Raw genomic sequence first — 19,993 nt, forward strand, 5'->3', positions numbered from 1 at the left:
AAATTCCGACAAAGGCTGTTTTTGCCAAATTTTTTTAGTAGTATATTGCGTGACTTTGTCACAAACGCCCGTCGGTCTGGCTGTATCTTCTGCTTTAGTTTAACGCCAGACTACCCTGTTAATTTAGATTTTCTTAATTTTCGCTCTAGTTTTTTACGATTTTGGCAATCAAAGTCGAAGAGAACAACGGCCTTACCCAACACTGTTACGACCATGTCTGATCAGGTTGACCAATTGGCGGGGCTCTACCGCCCCGAGTTTGAACACGACAACTGCGGTATCGGCTTTGTGGCCCATATCAAAGGCCGCAAGTCCCACAAGATTGTTTCGGATGCCCTCCAGATGCTTCGGCGTATGGAGCACCGGGGTGCAGTTGGTTCCGAGCCGAATTCCGGCGATGGTGCCGGTCTGCTCATCCAGATTCCGCACGAATTCTTTGTGGATGAAACCCGTAAACTGGGCGTTCACCTCCCTCCCGCACTCGAATATGGTGTAGGCATGGTCTATTTTCCAAAAGATGTCTGGCTTCGCGAAGAATGCCGGGCGGTGCTCAACCGGAAAATGAAGATGCTCAATCTTGAGCTTCTTTGCTACCGGGTTGTGCCCGTAAACAACAGCGATCTTGGCAACGGATCAAAGTCTGCCGAACCGCAGATGGAACAGGTGTTTATCAAACGCCCGGCCGATATCACCAACGCAGACGATTTTGAGCGTAAACTTTACATTCTCCGGAACTACAGCACCCGCATCATCAACGAGACGATCGCTGGTGTCGATACGTTCTATTTTTCGTCGCTCTCCTGCCGGACCATTACCTACAAAGGGCAGCTGACGACTTTACAACTGGAACCCTATTTCCCCGATCTTCAGAACGAAGAGGTCGTGTCGGCGCTGGGGGTTGTTCACTCGCGCTTCTCGACCAATACGTTTCCCTCCTGGAAACTGGCGCAGCCGTTCCGGTACATCGCTCACAATGGCGAGATCAATACCGTACGCGGAAACGTAAACTGGATGAAGGCTGCTGAAGGACTGCTGGAATCGTCTAAGTTTACGAAAGATGAAATGGACATGCTGCTGCCCATCTGCGACCAGCGCCAGTCCGATTCGGCCAACCTCGACAACGCCATTGAGTTGCTGGTCATGAGCGGTCGGTCATTGCCGCACGTGATGATGATGCTCGTTCCGGAAGCCTGGGATGGCAACGAACACATGGACCCTATGCGGAAGGCGTTCTACGAATTCCACGCAGCCTTAATTGAGCCCTGGGATGGTCCGGCGTCGATTTCCTTTACCGACGGACGTATCGTTGGTGCTACCCTCGACCGGAATGGCCTTCGCCCCTCGCGGTTCTGGGTGACGAATGAAGATGTCGTTATTATGGCGTCGGAAGTGGGCGTACTCGACATCGATCCGGCAACGGTCGTATCGAAGGGCCGGTTACAGCCCGGCAAGATGTTCCTGGTCGATATGGAGCAGGGACGGATTGTGGCCGACGAAGAAATAAAAGCTGAAATGGCTGGTCGTCAACCGTATCAGCAATGGCTGGACGAGAACAAAGTCCGCATTCAGGACCTCGAAGCACCCATCCGGCAATACAGCAATTACGATCCGGCTAAGTTACTCCGGATGCAGCAGGCCTTTGGTTTCACTTCCGAAGACTTGCGTATGATTCTGGCCCCGATGGTTGAAACGGGAAAAGAAGCCCTCGGATCCATGGGTACCGATGTACCGCTGGCAATACTTTCCGAGCAAAGCCAGCACATGAGCCACTACTTTAAACAGTTGTTTGCTCAGGTAACCAACCCGCCGATCGATTCGATCCGGGAGCGGTCGATCATGTCGCTGATTTCGTTCGTAGGCGCAACTTATAACCTGCTGAGCGAGTCGCCCAAGCACTGCCGTCAGGTTGAGCTGGACCAGCCGGTGTTGACCACGAAGGAATTCGACAAACTCCGGTTTATTGACAAGCCGAACTTCCAGGCCAAGACCATCAACTGTCTGTTCACTGCCGACGGGGAAGGTAAATCGCTGGAGCGGGCGCTCGACCGGATCTGCCGCTATGCTGAAGATGCCATTCAGGATGGGTACTCGATTCTGGTACTCTCCGACCGGGCCATTGACTCCAGCCACGCGCCTATTCCATCGCTGTTGTCAACGTCGGCCATTCACCACTACCTGATTCGTCAGGGCTTACGGGGTAAAGTAGGTATCGTTGTCGAAGCGGGCGATGTGTGGGAAACGCATCACGTCGCTACGCTTATTGGCTATGGTGCATCGGGCGTAAACCCTTACATGGCGTTCGAGACCATTGCCAATATGAAGGAGAAAGGCTTGCTGGGCGTGGATTACGACCTCGATAAGCTCTTTAAAAACTATATCAAAGCGGTCAATGGCGAGTTGCTCAAAATCTTCTCGAAGATGGGTATCTCCACGCTTCAGTCGTATCAGGGTGCCATGATCTTCGAGTGTCTGGGCCTGAATGAGGAAGTGGTCAGTCGTTATTTCACCGGTACCGTTTCGCGCATTGGCGGCATGGGTCTGGACGAAATTGCCCGCGAAATTCTCGTACGGCACTGTGTTGCCTTCCCGGACATGCCGGTTTCGGCACCTCGCCTGGAAGTGGGTGGTATCTATCAATGGAAACAGCGGGGCGAAAAGCACATTTTCAACCCGGATACCATTCACCTGCTACAGCAGTCGACCAAGAAGAACGATTACTCGATCTTCAAGAAATACTCGAAACTGATCGATGATCAAACCCAGAAGGCCATTACGCTACGCGGGCTGTTGAAATTCAAAAAAGGATCATCTGTCCCGCTTGAGGAGGTGGAGCCTATCGAGAGCATCTTCAAACGCTTTGCAACGGGTGCCATGTCGTTCGGGTCGATTTCGTGGGAAGCGCACACCACGCTCGCCATTGCCATGAATCGCATCGGCGGTAAAAGCAATTCGGGCGAAGGTGGTGAAGATGAACTGCGCTACACCCCACTCGAAAACGGTGATAGCATGAACTCCGGCATTAAGCAGGTAGCCTCAGGCCGTTTCGGCGTCACGAGCTATTATTTGACCAACGCCCGCGAGCTTCAGATCAAAATGGCCCAGGGTGCCAAACCCGGCGAAGGCGGTCAGCTGCCCGGCTTTAAAGTCGATGACTGGATTGGCCGGACGCGTCACTCAACCCCCGGCGTGGGTCTGATTTCGCCCCCTCCTCACCACGACATTTACTCGATTGAGGATCTGGCTCAGCTCATTTCCGATCTTAAGAATGCCAACCGGGCCGCCCGCATCAGCGTGAAGCTCGTGTCGGAGGCCGGTGTCGGTACCATTGCCGCGGGTGTTGCCAAAGCACACGCTGACCACATCCTGATTTCGGGACATGATGGCGGTACGGGAGCCTCTCCCCTGTCGTCGATTCGTCACGCGGGCTTACCGTGGGAGCTGGGTCTGGCCGAAGCACACCAGACGCTGGTTCGCAACAAACTGCGCGGTCGCGTAACGGTACAGGCCGATGGCCAGATGCGTACCGGTCGGGATCTGGCAATTGCCGCTCTGCTCGGTGCGGAAGAGTTTGGTGTGGCCACGGCGGCACTGGTCGCAACGGGTTGTATCATGATGCGGAAATGTCACCTGAACACCTGCCCGGTGGGCGTGGCGACGCAGAACAAAGAGCTTCGCGCCCTGTTTACCGGCAAGCCTGAGCATGTGGTAAACATGTTCACCTTCCTGGCCATGGAGCTGCGGGAGATCATGGCTGAACTGGGTTTCCGGACCATCAACGAAATGGTGGGTCAAGCCCAAATGCTCGAACTCCGCGACAATCTGCCGCACTGGAAATACAAGAAGGTTAATTTAAATGCCCTCCTTTATAAAGAGCCCACCAACCTCGATGTGGCCCTTTACAAACAGGAAGAGCAGAATCATTACCTGGACGATGTCCTCGATCGTAAACTAATCGAACTGGCGCAACCCGCGCTGGCATCGGCAGAGGCCGTCTATGGCGAGTTCACGGTTCAGAACATCGACCGGAGCATCGGCACGATGTTATCCAACGAAATCTCCAAAGTGTACGGTGGACCGGGTTTGCCCGACAGCACCATCCACATCAAACTACGGGGTACGGCGGGCCAGAGTTTTGGTGCCTTCGCTACGGCGGGTATCAAATTGGAGTTGGAAGGGGATGCGAACGACTACTTCGGTAAAGGTCTTTGCGGGTCTCAACTGATCGTTTACCCGGACCGGGCGGCCCAGTTCAAACCGGAAGAAAACAGCATTGTCGGCAACGTATCGTTCTACGGCGCTACTTCTGGCGAAGCGTTTATCCGGGGTATGGCAGGCGAACGTTTCTGCGTGCGGAATTCCGGTGCCAAAGTTGTCGTAGAAGGCGTGGGTGACCACGGTCTCGAATACATGACGGGTGGATTAGCCATCATTCTCGGTCAAACAGGACGCAATTTCGCGGCCGGTATGTCGGGAGGAGTTGCCTATGTCTTCGACAAGGACGGCACGTTTGCCTCGAAAGTGAACCCGGAAATGGTTAACCTGGAGTCGCTCAACGACGAAGATCAAAGCATTATTCGCGAATACGTCGAGAAGCACTTCCAGTATACAACGAGCAATTTGGCGCTGGCACTTCTTGAAAACTGGGATGACCAGATTGGCCGGTTCGTGAAAGTGATGCCTACCGACTTTAAGAAGGCACTCGCCGGACGGGGGATCTCGCTGGCCGATCAGATTCGCGACAAAAATATTGTTTATCAGGACATAACCGTAGATGTGACGCACGGGTAATTGCGAAGTAATAGTATGGGAAAACCTACCGGATTTTTAGAATTTACGCGCGAACTACCAAAAAAGCGCGACCCGCAGGAGCGGATTCACGATTACAAAGAAATTGAGGTTCAGTTTTCTGAACAGGATTCGCAGCGCCAGGCTGCCCGTTGTATGGACTGCGGCACGCCGTTTTGCCACAGCGGTTGTCCACTCGGAAATATTATTCCCGAGTTCAACGATGCGGTGTACGAACAGAACTGGGCTTATGCCTACGAAATTCTGTCCTCGACCAATAACTTCCCGGAATTTACAGGTCGTATTTGCCCGGCTCCGTGCGAAGCGTCCTGTGTGTTGGGCATCAACAAGCCTCCCGTTGCCATTGAATTTATTGAGAAATCAATTGCCGAGGTAGCGTTTGAGCGCGGGTACATTACGCCCAAACAACCGAAAGAACGCACCGGCAAACAGGTGGCCGTTGTTGGTTCGGGGCCTGCCGGTCTGGCAGCCGCTGCCCAGCTGAACAAAGCCGGTCATACGGTCACCGTTTTCGAACGGGCCGATCAGATTGGTGGACTGCTGCGTTACGGTATCCCTGATTTCAAACTTGAAAAATGGACCATCGACCGTCGACTGGCAGTGATGGAAGCGGAAGGGATCACCTTCAAAACAGGTGTAAACGTGGGCGTCGACATGAAAGCCAGTGCGCTGCTGGATCAGTTCGATCTGATCATGCTCACCGGAGGTTCGACTGTTCCCCGTGACCTGCCGATTCCGGGCCGGAACCTAAAGGGCGTTTACCCGGCAATGGAGTTCCTGAGCCAGCAGAATAAGCGCAACGCGAACTTACCCGTTGAAGTCGATCATCAGGGTGCCAAATACGGCGATGGCGAGTTGTGGGCTACGAACAAAAATGTAGTCGTGATTGGTGGTGGCGATACGGGTTCTGACTGTGTGGGTACGTCTAACCGGCATGGCGCGGCCAGCGTTACACAAATCGAGCTGATGCCAATGCCCCCTAAAGACCGGGCAGAAAACACGCCCTGGCCGAACTGGCCCATGATGCTCCGTACCAGCACCTCCCATGAGGAAGGCTGCGACCGGCACTGGTCCATCAATACCAAAGAATTTATCGGCGACGAGAACGGTAATCTAAAAGCCCTGCGCATCGTTGACCTGACCTGGAAAAACGAAAACGGCCGCATGCAGATGGTGGAATTGCCCGGCTCCGAGCGCGACATCCCCTGCGAACTGGCCTTGCTGGCTGCAGGTTTCCTGCACCCACAGCACAACGGCTTGCTGGACGACCTTGGCGTTGAATACGACGAGCGCGGCAATGTAAAAGCAACCAACTACCAATCGACGGTGAACCCGAAGGTATTTGCCGCCGGCGACATGCGCCGGGGTCAATCGCTGGTGGTGTGGGCAATCTCGGAAGGCCGCGAAGCCGCCCGTGCCGCTGACTGCTACCTCATGGGCGAAACCCGACTTGAAGCGAAGGCTGTCTCAATGATTGCGGTGGAGTAATCAAAAAATAAACCTATAAGGTCTTTAATACCTTATAGGTTCGTTAAAAAAGCCCGGTGTCGAAAGATGCCGGGCTTTTTTAGCTAAATTCAATTGTTACGAATCAGTTTATATAAAATCTGTTAACGCGACGTAGCAGCTATGCACCCGGCAATAAAAAAACCAATGAATTATGGTCCGTCAAATAACTGGTTTCTTTAGGCCAGTTATTAACATGCCCCGGACGTAAAAAATCTGTGAGAAGACGTTACAGTTAACTGAAAGGCGATAACATATAGACAATGAATGGAATAAAGAAAGCCAGAGGGCTTAGACGGTATTATAAAAATCTTGCGTTAGCAAATGACCTTGACAAGGCAACATGGCTTGATTTTGACAACCCCGAAACCTGGTTTGATAATTGGCATTTACACTTCGACTGGAAAGGTTATGGAAATCACAGTCCTAAAAAACGGAAGCCTCACTTAGATAAATTATTCAGGCATTTTGAGCTACTGATTGATCGTACAAAAAAACTAAAAAACGACTTTCAACTATATACAATTTTACTTGATTTCGATAGCTCTAGCGACGCATTGTTTTTACATACACCAAACCCAAACAAGAGTCCCTTTCCGTTTGAGATGTCAAACTTACAATTGACCACAACATTGACCAACAGACAGCTAAATGATTATATAAATACGTTGGATGGTTATGTGAAGCTTTATGGGCAAGCGGACGAAGCTTTCTGTTTACTCTATAAGAAGAACATTGGAATACCTTTTTGATTAACTATCCACTACCAATTAACATGAATTTCCTTTCAAATGGACAGTTCTTTAACTTATAAACTCATCAAACCTGACGAATCATTAGCTGATTTTATTTATTGCTATTCATCTTTACAAAACCTGTCTGCCAGCCACGAAGCGGTCATTATTCCGAACGGAAAAATTGATTTGATGTTTTCAAAAACTTCGGATAATCTGTTGCGCATTTCGGTGTTGGGTTTAGAAACGAAGCCTAAATATGCCAAGCAGGAGGTGTCAAATTTCTTTTCAGTAAGCTTTAATCCACTCGCGGTCGAGTACATCCTTCAATTTTCGATTGCCGCCATTGTCAATAGCGGTCAATCTTTGCCTGGTGACTTCTGGGGTTTTACCATTGATGACATGAGTAACTTCGATGCCTTTTGCCAAAAGGCATCCCAAAAAATCCAATCGCTGGTACCAGCCAAAATTGACGACCGAAAACGTAAACTATTTACTTTAATTCAGAAGACCGACGGAGAGATAACCATTAAGGAAATTGCCCGGGAAGTAGCCTGGAGTGAACGGCAAATCAACCGCTACTTCAATCAGCAGTTCGGACTGTCACTCAAAGCCTACTGCAACATCCTTCGTTTTCAGGCTTCGCTGCCCCACATCCAGGAAGGCAGGCTCATTCCGCAACTCAACTTCACCGACCAATCCCATTTCATCAAAGAGATCAGGAAGCTCTCCGGGGTTTCGCCAAAAGAATTATTCAAAAATAAAAACGACCGATTTTTACAATTCCTGGTTTTCGATAACCAGTAGGTTTGCCTCATAAAACTCAAATTTATGATGCTGCAAAATAAACACGTCGCCATTGTCGGGGGTGGCCCCGGTGGCCTTACATTGGCAAGACTGCTACAACTTAAGGGGATACAGGTCAACGTATATGAAAGAGATATTGATCAGCACGCACGTGTGCAGGGCTCCCCGCTTGACTTGCACGACGATTCAGGGTTAGCTGCGTTAAGAAAGGCAAACTTACTGGAGGAATTCAAAAAGAATTTTCTTCCGGGGGCTGATAAACTGGTCATCACCAATGAGCATGCAGAGGTACTATTCAGCGACCATGAAACCAAAATCCCTGAAAATTTCGGCCATGAGCACTTTCGTCCCGAAATTGACCGGGGTGTCTTACGAAATATACTATTCCAATCCTTACAGGCCGATACAGTAATATGGGACAGCCATTTTATGGCTATGGAAAAACACAACGAAGGCTGGTTGATGCACTTCCACAATGGAACCAGTTGCTACGCCGACATTGTCATTGCCGCCGACGGTGCCAATTCAAAAATTCGTCCGTACCTCACGACTATCAAGCCGTTCTATTCAGGTATAACCATGCTTGAAGGGACTATTTATGATGCCCAAAGAACAGCTCCCCAAATCTCGGCCCTGCTACGTGGCGGAAAAGTAATGGCTTTCGGCAATAGAAAGGATATTATGATAGGGCAAAAAGCGAATGGGGAAATCGGTTTTTATATAAGCTTCAAAGCGGAAGACCAATGGGCATCAAAAAGTGGCTTAAATCTCTCGGATAAAACACAATTACTACGCTGGTTTAGGGAAGAATATTTCGAGTGGAGTTCCTTCTGAAATGACTTGATTGAGCATGCCGAAATTCCGCTTATTTCACGACCAATCTATTGTATGCCTCTGGATCAATCCTGGGATGCGTTACCCAATTTGACCATGCTTGGTGATGCGGCTCATGTTATGCCGCCCTTTGCCGGCGAAGGTGTAAATATGGCAATGCTCGATGCGCTGGAATTGAGCGACTGTCTAACATCCGGCAAGTACTCTACCACACAGGAGTCCATCTCTTTTTACGAACAACGAATGCGCCAACGGGCGGCTGTTGTCGCTCAGGAGTCATTGGAAAACGGCGAACGGATGCACAGTTATTCAGCCTTGTCGACCATGCTGGCATTCTTTAGCGGGCAATAATGTATCAGCTTACTGGAGTATTCGTTTTTAAGGAAATGTAAGATTTATGAAGCATTGGGACAAAGAGTGAGCAGAAATTAAATAGGTAATCTATTTATATTTATCCCTATGCCTTGCTTGTCTCAGTGTCATACATTTTGCCTGTTATCTTTAATGATCAGGTTTGATTGTACTTACGGCTTGGCTTAACAAAATTTTTATCCTCAACATGTATATTGAATTACTGTCAACATACACCCTCGACGCGGTGGTTGACCTTGTTCTGGAACTATGGCCGGACTGTACCCGTGACGAAGAACTGGAGAATTATGCCCAACTCCTGGACTCTGCCAATGAGGCCTGTTATCTGGTAAAAGCTGGGGATGACTATATCGCATTTGTGCATGTAAGCTGCCGACATGATTATGTAGAAGGGGCTGATGAATTACCGGTGGCTTACATTGAAGGTATTTATGTAAAGCCAGCTTTTCGAAAACAGGGTATTGCCGATAAACTAATTGCGGTATCGGAGGACTGGGCCAGACAAAAAGGGCTGACACAAATCGCTTCCGATACTGACGTGACGAACACTGCGAGCATTGCGTTTCACAAAAAAGTGGGGTTTGAGGAAGTTGAACGAATTGTCTGTTTTATCAAAGACCTGTCCTGACGACCCCATCCGATCAGGGCACGTAAGGCTTTCCAACAATCAGTTTGCCGCCCGAAAAGTCGACCTCGAACAAATGAGGATTTCGGATATAACGGCCGTTGCTGTTTCGATGACTATGGACAGACATCAGCCACTTGCCGGTCAGGGTTTGAAATAGCATGCCGTGGCCATAATTGGGGGGCGTGATTGGCTCCTTTTCGTGCATCCAGGGGCCATCCAGCGTGCCGCTTTTTGAATAAACAACACCCTGGGTATATACGTCATCAATCCAACTGGTCCAGATCATGCCGAGCCTGCCGGTACCCGTGCGAAATAGAAAAGGCCCATCCGTAACCTTATTTGGGCCTCCGTTCTTTTTTTCGCGGCTCCAGGGACTATCACTGGCCCGAAAAAGTAACTTCCCCTCCCCGATCGAACCACTTAAATCCGGTTTGAGCGCTATTTTTTCCATCGTTCCGTTCAGGTTCTGCAGCCATTCATAACAGTAGACCATATACGGCTTTCCGTCAGTATCTACCCAAAACGTACCATCCAGCGTTGGTTTGTCGGCGGGTAAGTAAGTTGGGTCTTTCATGGGCACATACGGTCCCTCGGCTTTATCGCTGACTAAAATATGGCTGGCCCGGCGTTCGATGACATTCTCACCGACGGTATCAATTTTGACGTCCCGGTTCGTGAACGTGGCAAAATAGTAATATTTGTTTTTATACGCGTGTAGTTCAGCGGCCCAGATCATCGGGTTCTTACCCATCCAGGATTCAGGATCGGTTTTGGCAATGCTGAACGGGCCGGTCCAGTTTTTCAGGTCTTTGCTTTTCCACAACATTCCCCCCGTACCCGTCATGTAGTACATTGAAGTAGGCTTATCCGCAAGAATGAACGGGTCACTCAGCCGAATGGAATCCAGGGGTATGTTTTCCCGGATGACCGGCGTTCTGTTTTGCGAAAAACCCGAGGTCATCTGAACGCTGATCAATGTAATGAGTAAGACTGCCTTCGCTACCATTGTATGACTGGATGCTGCTTTGTTAAAACGTCAACTTTAATCATACTTTAAGCGTCTCCGACACGGATGCTACTGCCCAAAAAGTTTAATTTTTAATCGATCACAAATCATTCGCTCAATTATAGAGCAGTCTGCCAATACAGCGTCGACAAACTAGCTCCCGGCAAGCGGTGAGCCAAATATACCCACAGCCAGTTCTATCCAGATGAGGGCCAGCATCACCAAAATCACACCACAGATGGCGATTCGATAATCAGACCTTTTCACTGTCCTCAGGACAAACTCAACCAATAAACCTGTTCCAAGCAGTAACACCGCAGCTACAATAAAATCAAATAATGACCAATTCACCTCATTCGTAAACTGCATAGCAATTAGCGGAACAGATAATACACCCGCTACAGTGAGCACAATACCGATTAGTCGTTTATTTTTCATGGTGATCGTCGTTTATAATTTATGTGAATCTGATTATGAAGCAAATCTAACATAAAGTACTTTGTATTTCAAAGTGAATTAAGAAATTTTTTTTTACCTATTTCGCCCGCTTATTCAAAGGTTCAGCATAGACCTTTTCAGTGCGTATGCTGAACCTTTGTTTACAAAAAGCTAGAGTGTCACTTGTTCCTCTTTTTCATCGAAGAACAGGTAATTTAACAAATCGCAGTAGGGTTTGATGATTCGACAGCCACTTATAATCTCGTCGGCGAAGTTCGGTTTGAGGACCTCCTTATCCGTATAGCGGTGCAGAAAGAACAGCTCTTTCCGACGCAGCAGGTCAATTTCAGGGTGGTCGGCGGAGTACCCTTTCGGTGATGTTTTCATCGACTCGCCGGAAGCCTCCGGAAAATAGGCTTTGAAGTCAGGTGCCTCAATGATATCCTTCAGCTCCTGTACATTGTAATCGATCTCCTGCCGAAACTTGGCCAGATTGGCGGGTGTTGGCTGCCACATGCCGGCCCCCAGAAACGATTGATTGCCGGGCTGAATATGTACGTAATAATCAATTCGCCCCGATTGCCGGCCGCCGGGGCCAATGGCAAACGCCAGATTGGATTTATAGGGAGCTTTGTCTTTGGAGAAACGGATGTCTCGGTTGATTCGGAAGATGCAGTCTTTAACGGCTGTATTCGCGAGTGGTTCAAACGGACTCAAGCCTGTCAGTACCCGCTCCACCACCCCTATCAATTCGGATTTAGCCGCATCGTATCGAGGTCGATTAGCGTGAAACCATTCCCGGTTATTATTTTCAACGAGTTCGCGCATGAACTCTAGCGTAGGTGCTGTAAAGCCAGCTTTTGAAGCAGTTTTTGTTGTCATAACTACTCCAAAGATAAGAAATGATGCAGGATATTACGTACCTACGGGCTTCAGCCCGTATAGGACATTCCTTCAAATTTCGGGCTGAAGCCCGCAGGTACGAATCATTCTTAGTTTAGTCCGGCAAGCTGTCGCTTGAATTCACGCGGGCAAATATGTTCAATGGACCGGAACGCATTACTAAAGTGCGTCACACTGTTGAACCCTGATTCATAACAGGCATCTGTAACACTTTTAGCGGGATCGCTTAATATGGTTTTGGCCCGGCGGATGCGTTCAGTCAGGATAAATTGAGCGGGAGAAATGCCCAATTCACTTTTAAAAAGACGGAAGAAGTGCGATTGTGACAGGCAAGCCTTATCACTCAGCTCATCAACAGACAGGTTACGGGTGATATTGTCCCGAATATACGAGACGATGTAGGCCAACCGATTTGTGTTAATGTGCTGACTGGTTTTGTGCAGGAGCCCGGTTCGAACCTGTGTCTGCGACAACCGAATAATTAACTCACGAAGGGTATTCTTAATGAAGAAGGTCTTGAACGGGTTATTTTCCCGGAAAAGCCGAATAAGTTTATCGGTCAGAGAGCTGATTTCCGGGTCATTCTGTAAGAGATAATTGTCAGTATTTAATTGCCACTCATCGGCCAGTTCGACTCTTGGCACCTCTTCGTTGAGTTCGGCAATGGTTTCGCGGATGAATTCGTCAGAAATCGTTAGGGCCAGACAGCGTGTAGGGTCGTTCGTCGTTGCATCGGGAAAATCAATTTGCATCAGCCGATCAGACGGCAATAACAACGATTCGCCGGGCTGGTAGTTGAACGGCTCCATCTCCCGAAGGTGCATCACCTTGCGTCCGCTCAACATACTGGTCATGACGGGCGCATTAAATCGCAACTGAATTAACTGAGCCTGCTGGAACGTTTCATACAGATGCAATTCTGCTGCATCGTGGCTTAGTGTCAGTTTGTTCTCGACCAGTGTATCCAATCGGGCTCCCCAGGCACTAACTGCTTCGTGCTTGACTAATTTCCCTAGTTTTTTCATACGACTCAATGATGGGAGGATTTCGTAAGTATTTGAGAGGATAACGCAAAAATACTTGGACAATTTCGGCAAAATTTGTGAAGAAGCTAATTAAATAACTTTAAATCCTTTTCAAACATGCAAACTGCTGAAGCGCCGAGCAAGATTATGCCCCGGCCTATGTTCAAAACTCAATACGAAAACTATATTGGCGGCAAGTGGGTACCACCCGTCGGAGGTGAATATTTTGACAACACATCGCCGGTAGATGGCAGCCTGATCGCCAAAATGCCCCGGTCAAAAGCAGCCGACGTAGACCTGGCAGTGGCTGCTGCCCAAAAAGCGTTTGAGACCTGGGGGAAAACATCAGCCGCCGAACGCAGCAAAGTATTGCTTCAGATTGCTGATGTCATTGAGCAAAATCTGGAGTTTCTGGCGCGTGTCGAAACAGTAGAAAATGGCAAAGCTCTCCGCGAAACGATGGCGGCTGACCTACCCCTTTGCGTCGACCACTTCCGATATTTTGCCGGTGTCATCCGCGCTGAAGAAGGCTCCGCCACTGAATTGAACGCCGACACGCTTTCATTAATCATAAAAGAACCGGTAGGCGTTGTGGGGCAGATCATCCCCTGGAACTTCCCCCTCTTGATGGCAACCTGGAAACTGGCTCCGGCTCTGGCTGCCGGCTGCTGTGTAGTCATCAAACCGGCCGAGCAGACACCAACGTCGCTGACGATCCTGTTCGAGTTGCTGGAAGGTATCGTACCAGCGGGTGTAGTCAACATCATTCAGGGCTTCGGTCCGGAAGCCGGTAAGCCGCTGGCCCAACATAAAGGTATCAACAAAGTGGCCTTTACGGGGGAAACCACCACCGGACGATTGATCATGCAGTATGCGTCGGAGAATCTGATTCCGGTGACGATGGAATTAGGTGGCAAATCGCCGAACATCTTCATGAAGTCCATTGCCGATCATGACGACGAGTTTTTCGACAAGTGCGTAGAAGGTGCCGTTATGTTTGCGTTGAACCAGGGCGAAATCTGCACCTGCCCATCGCGTCTGCTGGTCCACGAAGACATCTACGACAAGTTCATGGAGCGGGTCATTGCCCGTACCAAAGCCATTAAACTCGGTCACCCTCTGGATCCGGACACCATGATGGGTGCTCAGGCCAGCAACGATCAGTACGAAAAGATCCTGTCGTACATCGACATCGGTAAGCAGGAAGGTGCCGAGGTGCTGACCGGTGGTGGTCCGGCCGATACCATTGATGGCGGTTTTTACATCCAGCCAACGATCTTCAAAGGCAACAACAAAATGCGGATTTTCCAGGAAGAGATCTTCGGACCCGTATTGTCAGTGACGACGTTTAAAGACGCCGACGAAGCTGTTGCCATTGCCAATGATACGCTGTATGGCCTGGGAGCCGGTTTCTGGTCCCGCGATGCGCATGAGCTGTATACCATTCCCCGTCAGATTCAGGCCGGTCGTGTTTGGGTAAACTGCTACCATGATTACCCGGCTCACGCACCGTTTGGCGGCTACAAGAAGTCAGGCTTCGGTCGGGAAAACCACCTGATGATGCTGAACCACTATCGCCAGGTGAAAAACCTGCTGATCTCGTACAGCAAGAATAAGCTTGGGTTCTTTTGATCACAACAATTGGCGAAAGAATGAACGAATTGGCGAGTGAAAACCCCGGCAAATAGCTACCTTTCACTTTCTCACTCGTTCATTTTTTCGCTATTTACTTATTTCGCTATGGTTCGTCAAACTGTTCTTTACCCAAAAACACAAGATAGTCAGTTTGATCTGACCTATTACCTGGAAAAACATATTCCTCTGGTGAAAGAGCGGCTTACCCCGTTTGGCCTGATTGGGGTGGATATGAATGAAGCTGTAGTTGTAGGCGACGCCCTCCCTCCCTACGCCATGATCACCGGACTAACCTTCAACTCTATCGAAGAACTGAATGAAGGCATGGGCACCCAGGGACCCGAGTTGATGGCCGATATTCCCAATTTTACAGATGTGCAGCCCCTGGCTCAGGTATGTCGGGTTTTAGAGTAAAAAACGTTTTTAATTTCCGTTTATGACGACTCAAACAACTTCACGCGTCGATGTAACCCCGGCGGCTCTGGCTATTATCAATAAAGTCCGGGCGGAACATGGTCCGCTGATGTTTCATCAAAGTGGTGGCTGCTGTGATGGCTCATCGCCGATGTGCTATGAAGAAGGTGAATTTATCATAGGCTCGTCGGATGTATTACTGGGGCAGATTGACGGATGTAATTTCTGGATGTCGAGCGACCAGTTCGAGTACTGGCAGCATACACACCTGACCATCGACGTCACCCCCGGCCGGGGAGCCAGTTTCTCGCTCGAAATACCGATGGGCGTTCGGTTCATGATCCGTTCCCGTTTGTTTGAACCCGACGAAGCCAGGCACATGGCACCGGTGCATGTCGGTCCGCTGGAATAGAGAAGGACGCTGGCACGGATAAATGCCAGGGCCAGTCTCAATCCTAATTAACACCTTGACAATCAAGTTCATTTCGCTTATATTCGGTTCGTATTCACTAAACCGCTTACAGCTATGAACCTGTTGAATCGCGTTGAACACTGGGGCGACACACATCACCCCGCGTGGACGGATGGTTTGCGGATTGTGTTAGGGATCATTCTCTTTCTTAAAGGTGTGAGTTTCATTAGCGATACGGCCTATTTGACCAATCTGGTCGGTGGGCTTCACTTTGGGCTTTTCCCGGTTATTCTGGTTCACTATGTAGCGTTTGCACACTTAATGGGTGGTTTCCTGATCGCCCTTGGCTGTCTGACCCGCCTAATGGTCATCCTTCAGCTTCCCATTCTGGTTGGTGCGTTATTCTTCGTTAATATTCGTCAGGGACTTTCTTCCCTGAATTCAGAATTGTGGCTTTCTGTCATCGTTCTGCTGCTCCTTGTGGTGTTTCTGGTGATCGGTTCCGGTCGCTTTTCCATGGATGAATACGTAAAACAACACGCCCGTTGATGGGTTATGGGTTTTATTACTAAACGCATCATCGTTATGGCAAACAAAACCCTGGATAAAGTCGAAGAATCCTACGAAGGTCAACGCATTACAGATAATCAGGACAACGGTACCGGGCACGGTGAAAAAGGCAACGGTCGCAGTTCAACATCGCACAAGAGTTCATCGAAAGGCGGCCGCAGTGCCGGTGGCTCATCGGGGGGCAGTAAAGGGGGGAGTAAAAGCAACTAAACCCGCCAATCGCTACAGTTATGAACTTGTTTATCAAGTACTATTCGCCACAGATTGGTGGGGCCAATAGCTCGAAGAATCAGAAAGAAGAAGGCAAAGCCGGTAAAAGCGGGAGCCATCAACGGTCGACAAAGAAGAGGACGGAGAAAAACGATCCGGATAAAGTGGAGCAGCGTAAGAAGAACGCCAACAGCGTTGATTAATCAAAAAGAAGGCCCGTTAGTAGCGGGCCTTCTTCATTAAAAAATATATCGAATGTCACACCAGGGTATTTCGTCGTGGACCATATCCTCAAAAACGGCAATCATTTTACGCTTCAGCTGGTGCTCATAGCGGATATTCCAGCCGCCAAATTGACTCACTTTGCTCTCCTGCAATTCGGGCACCCAAAGTAGTTCTTCGGCCTTTGGGTTAATAGCCAGATTGGCCTGATGCTGCCGTTGGTTATGCGTCAGGAAGATGACCTCGCACTTAAGCTGCTGACGAACTTCCGGGCGAAGGGATGCGTCGAGTTGACGAAATAACTCCCGGTAATCGTTTCGCCAGGCTTTCTTATCCCCATCAGGACCGCTGTAAACGATAACGGGGGAGAAATTAACATGCACCTCATAACCGGCGTCGTAAAAATCGTTGATAGCCGCTATTCGCTTCTCAATCGAATCAGTCCGCACATCAACCAGCTTGCTGACATGAGCAGGCATCAGACTGAACCGGATCCGTATTTTGCGCTTCGGGTCGAAATCGAGCATGGCTGGATTCACAAATTTCGTGGCGAAAGTGGCTTTGGCTTTAGGGTGATCGCGGTAAAATTCGAACACCTGCTGAATACCGGGTGTCAGGTCGTAGTCAACGGAGATATCGGAGTTACAGCCAATGTCGTAGGTCCAGAAAATCGAGTCGGTTTGGTTGATGGGTTTAGGCCACGCAAGCGAGTTAACGTGGGTGTCGATACTCGCCAGGTTCTCGTCGATGTTGGTAAAGAGCGTGATGGGATTCACGTTCTTGTGCCGGTCGACATAGCAATACGTACAGGCCCCGAAGCAGCCATTGGCCAGACTTGGCGCAATATAATCCGAACTCCGGCCGCTCCATTTGATGTCCTGCGTTTTGAGTTTACCCAGCACCAGCACGTCGGATTTCACCTTGAAGTGGTTCATTCCCAGCTCCGGTAAGCGGTTATGCTGCTTCACTTCGAGCGTCTCGGCCTGAGGGAATTGAGACAAAACCGCTTTTCCCCTATCATTGAGCGCGTCGGCAGTATACAGGATAATTGACGGATTGAAATCGGGCATAAATGGCGTTTGCAGATATAATTAATTAACATTCGGAAGTGGGGTTTGGTTCAGAACGTCATTAGCACAACTTACTGTATTTCTGATAGTTATCAAAATAAAATGCAAATTTCAAGTCATTCTACCCCACCCCAGCCCCTCCCCGACTATCCGAATTAAATCACCTGCCTTCCACTGTTCCCAGACCGGATTTGAAGAGCGAATTTGTGTGGTTGCGGTGTCAATGACCCACAGTTTCAGTTGTTCATCAAACGTAATGCTCGTTATGGGTTCGGTTACCGGCGAAGTAGACAACCGCTCTTTCCTTAGCCTGTCGGTTTGTATGCGCCCCTGCACGAGTTGAATGACCCGATCGGCCAGAGCCTCAACATCCGCTTCGTGATGGCTCACCAGGAGGGTTGTTGTGCCCCAACGGGTATGTAATGACTGAAGCACCTGTCGAAGCTGCTGACTTGACTCGGCATCCAGAGCCGCGAACGGTTCATCGAGCAGCAATAACGTTGGCTGGCGGACAAGAGCACGGGCGAGGGCTACCCGCTGGCGCTGCCCGCCCGACAAGGCGGCAGGCTTTGTATTGATAAAAGCGTCTAAACCGGTTGCGTTGATCAATTCCTGAATAAAGTCCGACTGGCCTTTTGGGGCAGCAAACTGAATATTTTCCAGAACGGTCATGTTCGGAAACAGGGCTGTATCCTGAAAAACAAAGCCAATTGACCGTTTCTGGGGGGGTAGATTTAGCTTCTCTTCTTTATCCAGCCAAACCTCCTCCCCGACCGTAATCCGGCCCTGGGATGGGCTCTCTAGTCCAGCCAGCAAGCGCAACAAGGTCGTTTTCCCGGAGCCGGACGGACCGATCAGAGCGGTGAGCGTGCCGGGTTGGATTGCCAGCTTGACTTGTAAGTCGCGGGTGCCTTCGGTAAATAACCGTGGCATGACAACGTCGATGTGAATCATACCGTTACCCGTTTATTAATGGCATACACGAGCAAAAGTATCGCAAAGGAAATTCCCAACAGGAGTGCCGCGTAGGCGTGGGCCGTCTCGAAATGAAGCTGTTCTACTTCATCATAAATAGCAATAGAAGCCACCCGAGTTTGTCCCGGCAAATTCCCGCCAATCATTAAAACGAGACCAAATTCGCCGATGGTGTGCGCAAATGTCAGCACGATCCCGGTGAGCAAAGCCGGTTTACAATTGGGCATCAACACCCGCCAGAATGTTCGTATGGGTGATTGACCGAGGGTATAAGCCGCTTCACGCCACGAAACAGGCAGGTTTTCAAGTCCCGCCTGTATCGGGTGAACCATAAACGGTAAACTATAGAGTAACGACGCAATGACCAGTCCCTCGAATGAAAAGACAAGTTGAATATTAACCGTTTGCAAGAGCCAGGAACCCAGCCAACTCGTTGGGCTGAACGTTAGCAATAGATAAAAACCAACGACCGAAGGGGGCAGCACCAGCGGCAGGCTGATGAGTGCTTCGACCACCGGTTTAAGTTGAAACCGGCTAAGCGCCAGCCATCCGGCCAGCGGCACACCGATCATCAGGAGTAAAACGGTGGTAATTCCGGCCAGGCGCAAAGTCAGCCAAATGGGTTCCCAGTCGATGGGCATGAGAAAAAATCAGGAAGCGGGTGAACGGTAACCAAACTGCTGCAAAATACGCCGGGCATCCGGGCTACGCAAAAACTGAACGAATTGGCGGGCGGCTTTCACCTGATTTGTTCGTTTCAAAATAACTACGCCTTGTGCAATGGGCGAATAGCCCGTTTGCGGCAAATCGACCCAGTGCCCCCGCTTCGTCAGGCTGGGATCGAGCACCACCGATTTGGCTGTAAATCCCATTTCGGCTGCGCCCGACAACACGTATTGGTTGACCTGCGCAATGCTTTCGCCGTAGACTAGCTTGGGTTTTATTTTATCAAACAGTTTTTTGTATTTCAAATATGAAAGGGCCGCTTCACCATATGGAGCCATTCCGGGATTGGCGACTGCTATATGACGAACGGCGCTATTAGCCAGCACGGCCAAATCAGCCGTTACGGGTAAGTCGCCCATCGTCCACAGTACCAGCGACCCGTAGGCGTAAATCACAGGCGCTTCAAGCGTTAGCCCGGCTTTGTGCAGCGTTTGCGGGTACTGCATATCCGCCGACAGGAACACATCATAGGGAGCGCCTTGCTGAATTTGGGTAGTGAGTTTGCCGGACGAGTTAACGATCGTTTCAATAACCGCTCCTGTTTTCCTCTTGTATTCCGTCTTCAGTTGCTCCATCACAAACTGCGCATTTGCGGCCACCCCCACCCGGAGCGTCTGAGCAATCAGGCTTAATGGACAGAGAAGAAGCCAGAGAATTAGTTGTTTCATAAACCGAAATGGCAATCGTTGTATTCACGCAA

At 49.7% G+C, this 19,993-nt stretch carries 21 protein-coding genes; 13 read left to right on the forward strand and 8 right to left on the reverse strand.

Annotation, left to right across the window (positions count from 1 at the left end; all coding sequences use genetic code 11):
• Window positions 1-213 precede the first annotated feature (213 nt).
• The 7 genes from gltB to aac(6') all read left to right on the forward strand — a co-directional run bounded on the left by gltB (window position 214) and on the right by aac(6') (window position 9,687).
• A complete protein-coding gene (gene gltB, locus ACYVK4_RS16920; RefSeq protein WP_461128699.1) occupies window positions 214-4,788 on the forward strand; it encodes a glutamate synthase large subunit in 4,575 nt (1,524 codons plus the stop codon).
• Between the two features lie 15 nt (window positions 4,789-4,803).
• Complete coding sequence (locus ACYVK4_RS16925; RefSeq protein ID WP_461128700.1) at window positions 4,804-6,294, forward strand: glutamate synthase subunit beta; 1,491 nt, start codon at window positions 4,804-4,806, stop codon at window positions 6,292-6,294.
• A gap of 281 nt (window positions 6,295-6,575) precedes the next feature.
• Window positions 6,576-7,064, forward strand: coding sequence for a hypothetical protein (locus ACYVK4_RS16930; RefSeq protein ID WP_461128701.1), 489 nt, complete (start codon window positions 6,576-6,578; stop codon window positions 7,062-7,064).
• A gap of 39 nt (window positions 7,065-7,103) precedes the next feature.
• Window positions 7,104-7,853: a helix-turn-helix domain-containing protein gene (locus ACYVK4_RS16935; protein WP_461128702.1), complete on the forward strand. Its 750-nt coding sequence runs from the start codon at window positions 7,104-7,106 to the stop codon at window positions 7,851-7,853.
• Between the two features lie 24 nt (window positions 7,854-7,877).
• Window positions 7,878-8,687: an FAD-dependent oxidoreductase gene (locus ACYVK4_RS16940; RefSeq protein ID WP_461128703.1), complete on the forward strand. Its 810-nt coding sequence runs from the start codon at window positions 7,878-7,880 to the stop codon at window positions 8,685-8,687.
• 54 nt (window positions 8,688-8,741) lie between these two features.
• The gene (locus tag ACYVK4_RS16945; protein ID WP_461128704.1) at window positions 8,742-9,038 is read left to right on the forward strand and encodes an FAD-dependent oxidoreductase; all 297 of its coding nucleotides are present in this window, start codon (window positions 8,742-8,744) and stop codon (window positions 9,036-9,038) included.
• A gap of 208 nt (window positions 9,039-9,246) precedes the next feature.
• A complete protein-coding gene (gene aac(6') / locus ACYVK4_RS16950) occupies window positions 9,247-9,687 on the forward strand; it encodes an aminoglycoside 6'-N-acetyltransferase (protein WP_461128705.1) in 441 nt (146 codons plus the stop codon).
• Between the two features lie 13 nt (window positions 9,688-9,700).
• On the opposite strand, the gene ACYVK4_RS16955 is transcribed toward aac(6'), so the two are convergent.
• The 4 genes from ACYVK4_RS16955 to ACYVK4_RS16970 form a co-directional block, all read right to left on the reverse strand.
• Window positions 9,701-10,693: a glycoside hydrolase family 43 protein gene (locus tag ACYVK4_RS16955; RefSeq protein WP_461128706.1), complete on the reverse strand. Its 993-nt coding sequence runs from the start codon at window positions 10,691-10,693 to the stop codon at window positions 9,701-9,703.
• A gap of 153 nt (window positions 10,694-10,846) precedes the next feature.
• The gene (locus ACYVK4_RS16960) at window positions 10,847-11,131 is read right to left on the reverse strand and encodes a hypothetical protein (protein ID WP_461128707.1); all 285 of its coding nucleotides are present in this window, start codon (window positions 11,129-11,131) and stop codon (window positions 10,847-10,849) included.
• A 171-nt stretch (window positions 11,132-11,302) separates the two neighbouring features.
• Window positions 11,303-12,013 carry a DUF2461 domain-containing protein gene (locus ACYVK4_RS16965; RefSeq protein WP_461128708.1) on the reverse strand — a complete coding sequence of 237 codons (711 nt, stop codon included), beginning with the start codon at window positions 12,011-12,013 and terminating at the stop codon, window positions 11,303-11,305.
• A gap of 110 nt (window positions 12,014-12,123) precedes the next feature.
• Complete coding sequence (locus ACYVK4_RS16970) at window positions 12,124-13,059, reverse strand: AraC family transcriptional regulator (RefSeq protein WP_461128709.1); 936 nt, start codon at window positions 13,057-13,059, stop codon at window positions 12,124-12,126.
• 117 nt (window positions 13,060-13,176) lie between these two features.
• On the opposite strand from ACYVK4_RS16970, the gene ACYVK4_RS16975 reads away from it, so the two are divergent.
• The 6 genes from ACYVK4_RS16975 (at window position 13,177) to ACYVK4_RS17000 (ending at window position 16,503) form a co-directional block, all read left to right on the forward strand.
• Window positions 13,177-14,691 (forward strand): aldehyde dehydrogenase family protein, encoded by a 1,515-nt coding sequence (locus ACYVK4_RS16975; RefSeq protein ID WP_461128710.1) that lies wholly within the window; start codon window positions 13,177-13,179, stop codon window positions 14,689-14,691.
• A gap of 108 nt (window positions 14,692-14,799) precedes the next feature.
• Entirely contained in the window at window positions 14,800-15,108 is a 309-nt protein-coding gene (locus tag ACYVK4_RS16980; RefSeq protein WP_461128711.1) for an EthD family reductase, read from the forward strand.
• 22 nt (window positions 15,109-15,130) lie between these two features.
• Window positions 15,131-15,520, forward strand: a complete 390-nt coding sequence (locus ACYVK4_RS16985; protein ID WP_461128712.1) for a DUF779 domain-containing protein — start codon at window positions 15,131-15,133, stop codon at window positions 15,518-15,520.
• 114 nt (window positions 15,521-15,634) lie between these two features.
• The gene (locus tag ACYVK4_RS16990; protein ID WP_461128713.1) at window positions 15,635-16,069 is read left to right on the forward strand and encodes a DoxX family protein; all 435 of its coding nucleotides are present in this window, start codon (window positions 15,635-15,637) and stop codon (window positions 16,067-16,069) included.
• 36 nt (window positions 16,070-16,105) lie between these two features.
• The gene (locus ACYVK4_RS16995) at window positions 16,106-16,300 is read left to right on the forward strand and encodes a hypothetical protein (protein WP_461128714.1); all 195 of its coding nucleotides are present in this window, start codon (window positions 16,106-16,108) and stop codon (window positions 16,298-16,300) included.
• A gap of 20 nt (window positions 16,301-16,320) precedes the next feature.
• A complete protein-coding gene (locus ACYVK4_RS17000; protein WP_461128715.1) occupies window positions 16,321-16,503 on the forward strand; it encodes a hypothetical protein in 183 nt (60 codons plus the stop codon).
• Between the two features lie 36 nt (window positions 16,504-16,539).
• Here ACYVK4_RS17000 and ACYVK4_RS17005 read toward each other — a convergent pair whose 3' ends face one another.
• From ACYVK4_RS17005 to modA, 4 genes are all read right to left on the reverse strand, one after another.
• Window positions 16,540-17,592, reverse strand: a complete 1,053-nt coding sequence (locus ACYVK4_RS17005; RefSeq protein ID WP_461128716.1) for a spore photoproduct lyase family protein — start codon at window positions 17,590-17,592, stop codon at window positions 16,540-16,542.
• Window positions 17,593-17,703: 111 nt separating this feature from the next.
• A complete protein-coding gene (locus ACYVK4_RS17010) occupies window positions 17,704-18,546 on the reverse strand; it encodes a sulfate/molybdate ABC transporter ATP-binding protein (protein ID WP_461128717.1) in 843 nt (280 codons plus the stop codon).
• Entirely contained in the window at window positions 18,543-19,208 is a 666-nt protein-coding gene (gene modB, locus ACYVK4_RS17015; protein WP_461128718.1) for a molybdate ABC transporter permease subunit, read from the reverse strand. Before modB ends, ACYVK4_RS17010 begins: the two co-directional genes overlap by 4 nt.
• A 9-nt stretch (window positions 19,209-19,217) precedes the next feature.
• Window positions 19,218-19,961 (reverse strand): molybdate ABC transporter substrate-binding protein, encoded by a 744-nt coding sequence (gene modA, locus ACYVK4_RS17020; RefSeq protein WP_461128719.1) that lies wholly within the window; start codon window positions 19,959-19,961, stop codon window positions 19,218-19,220.
• Between the last annotated feature and the right edge of the window lie 32 nt (window positions 19,962-19,993).

The sequence above is a fragment of the Spirosoma aerophilum genome (assembly GCF_054782495.1).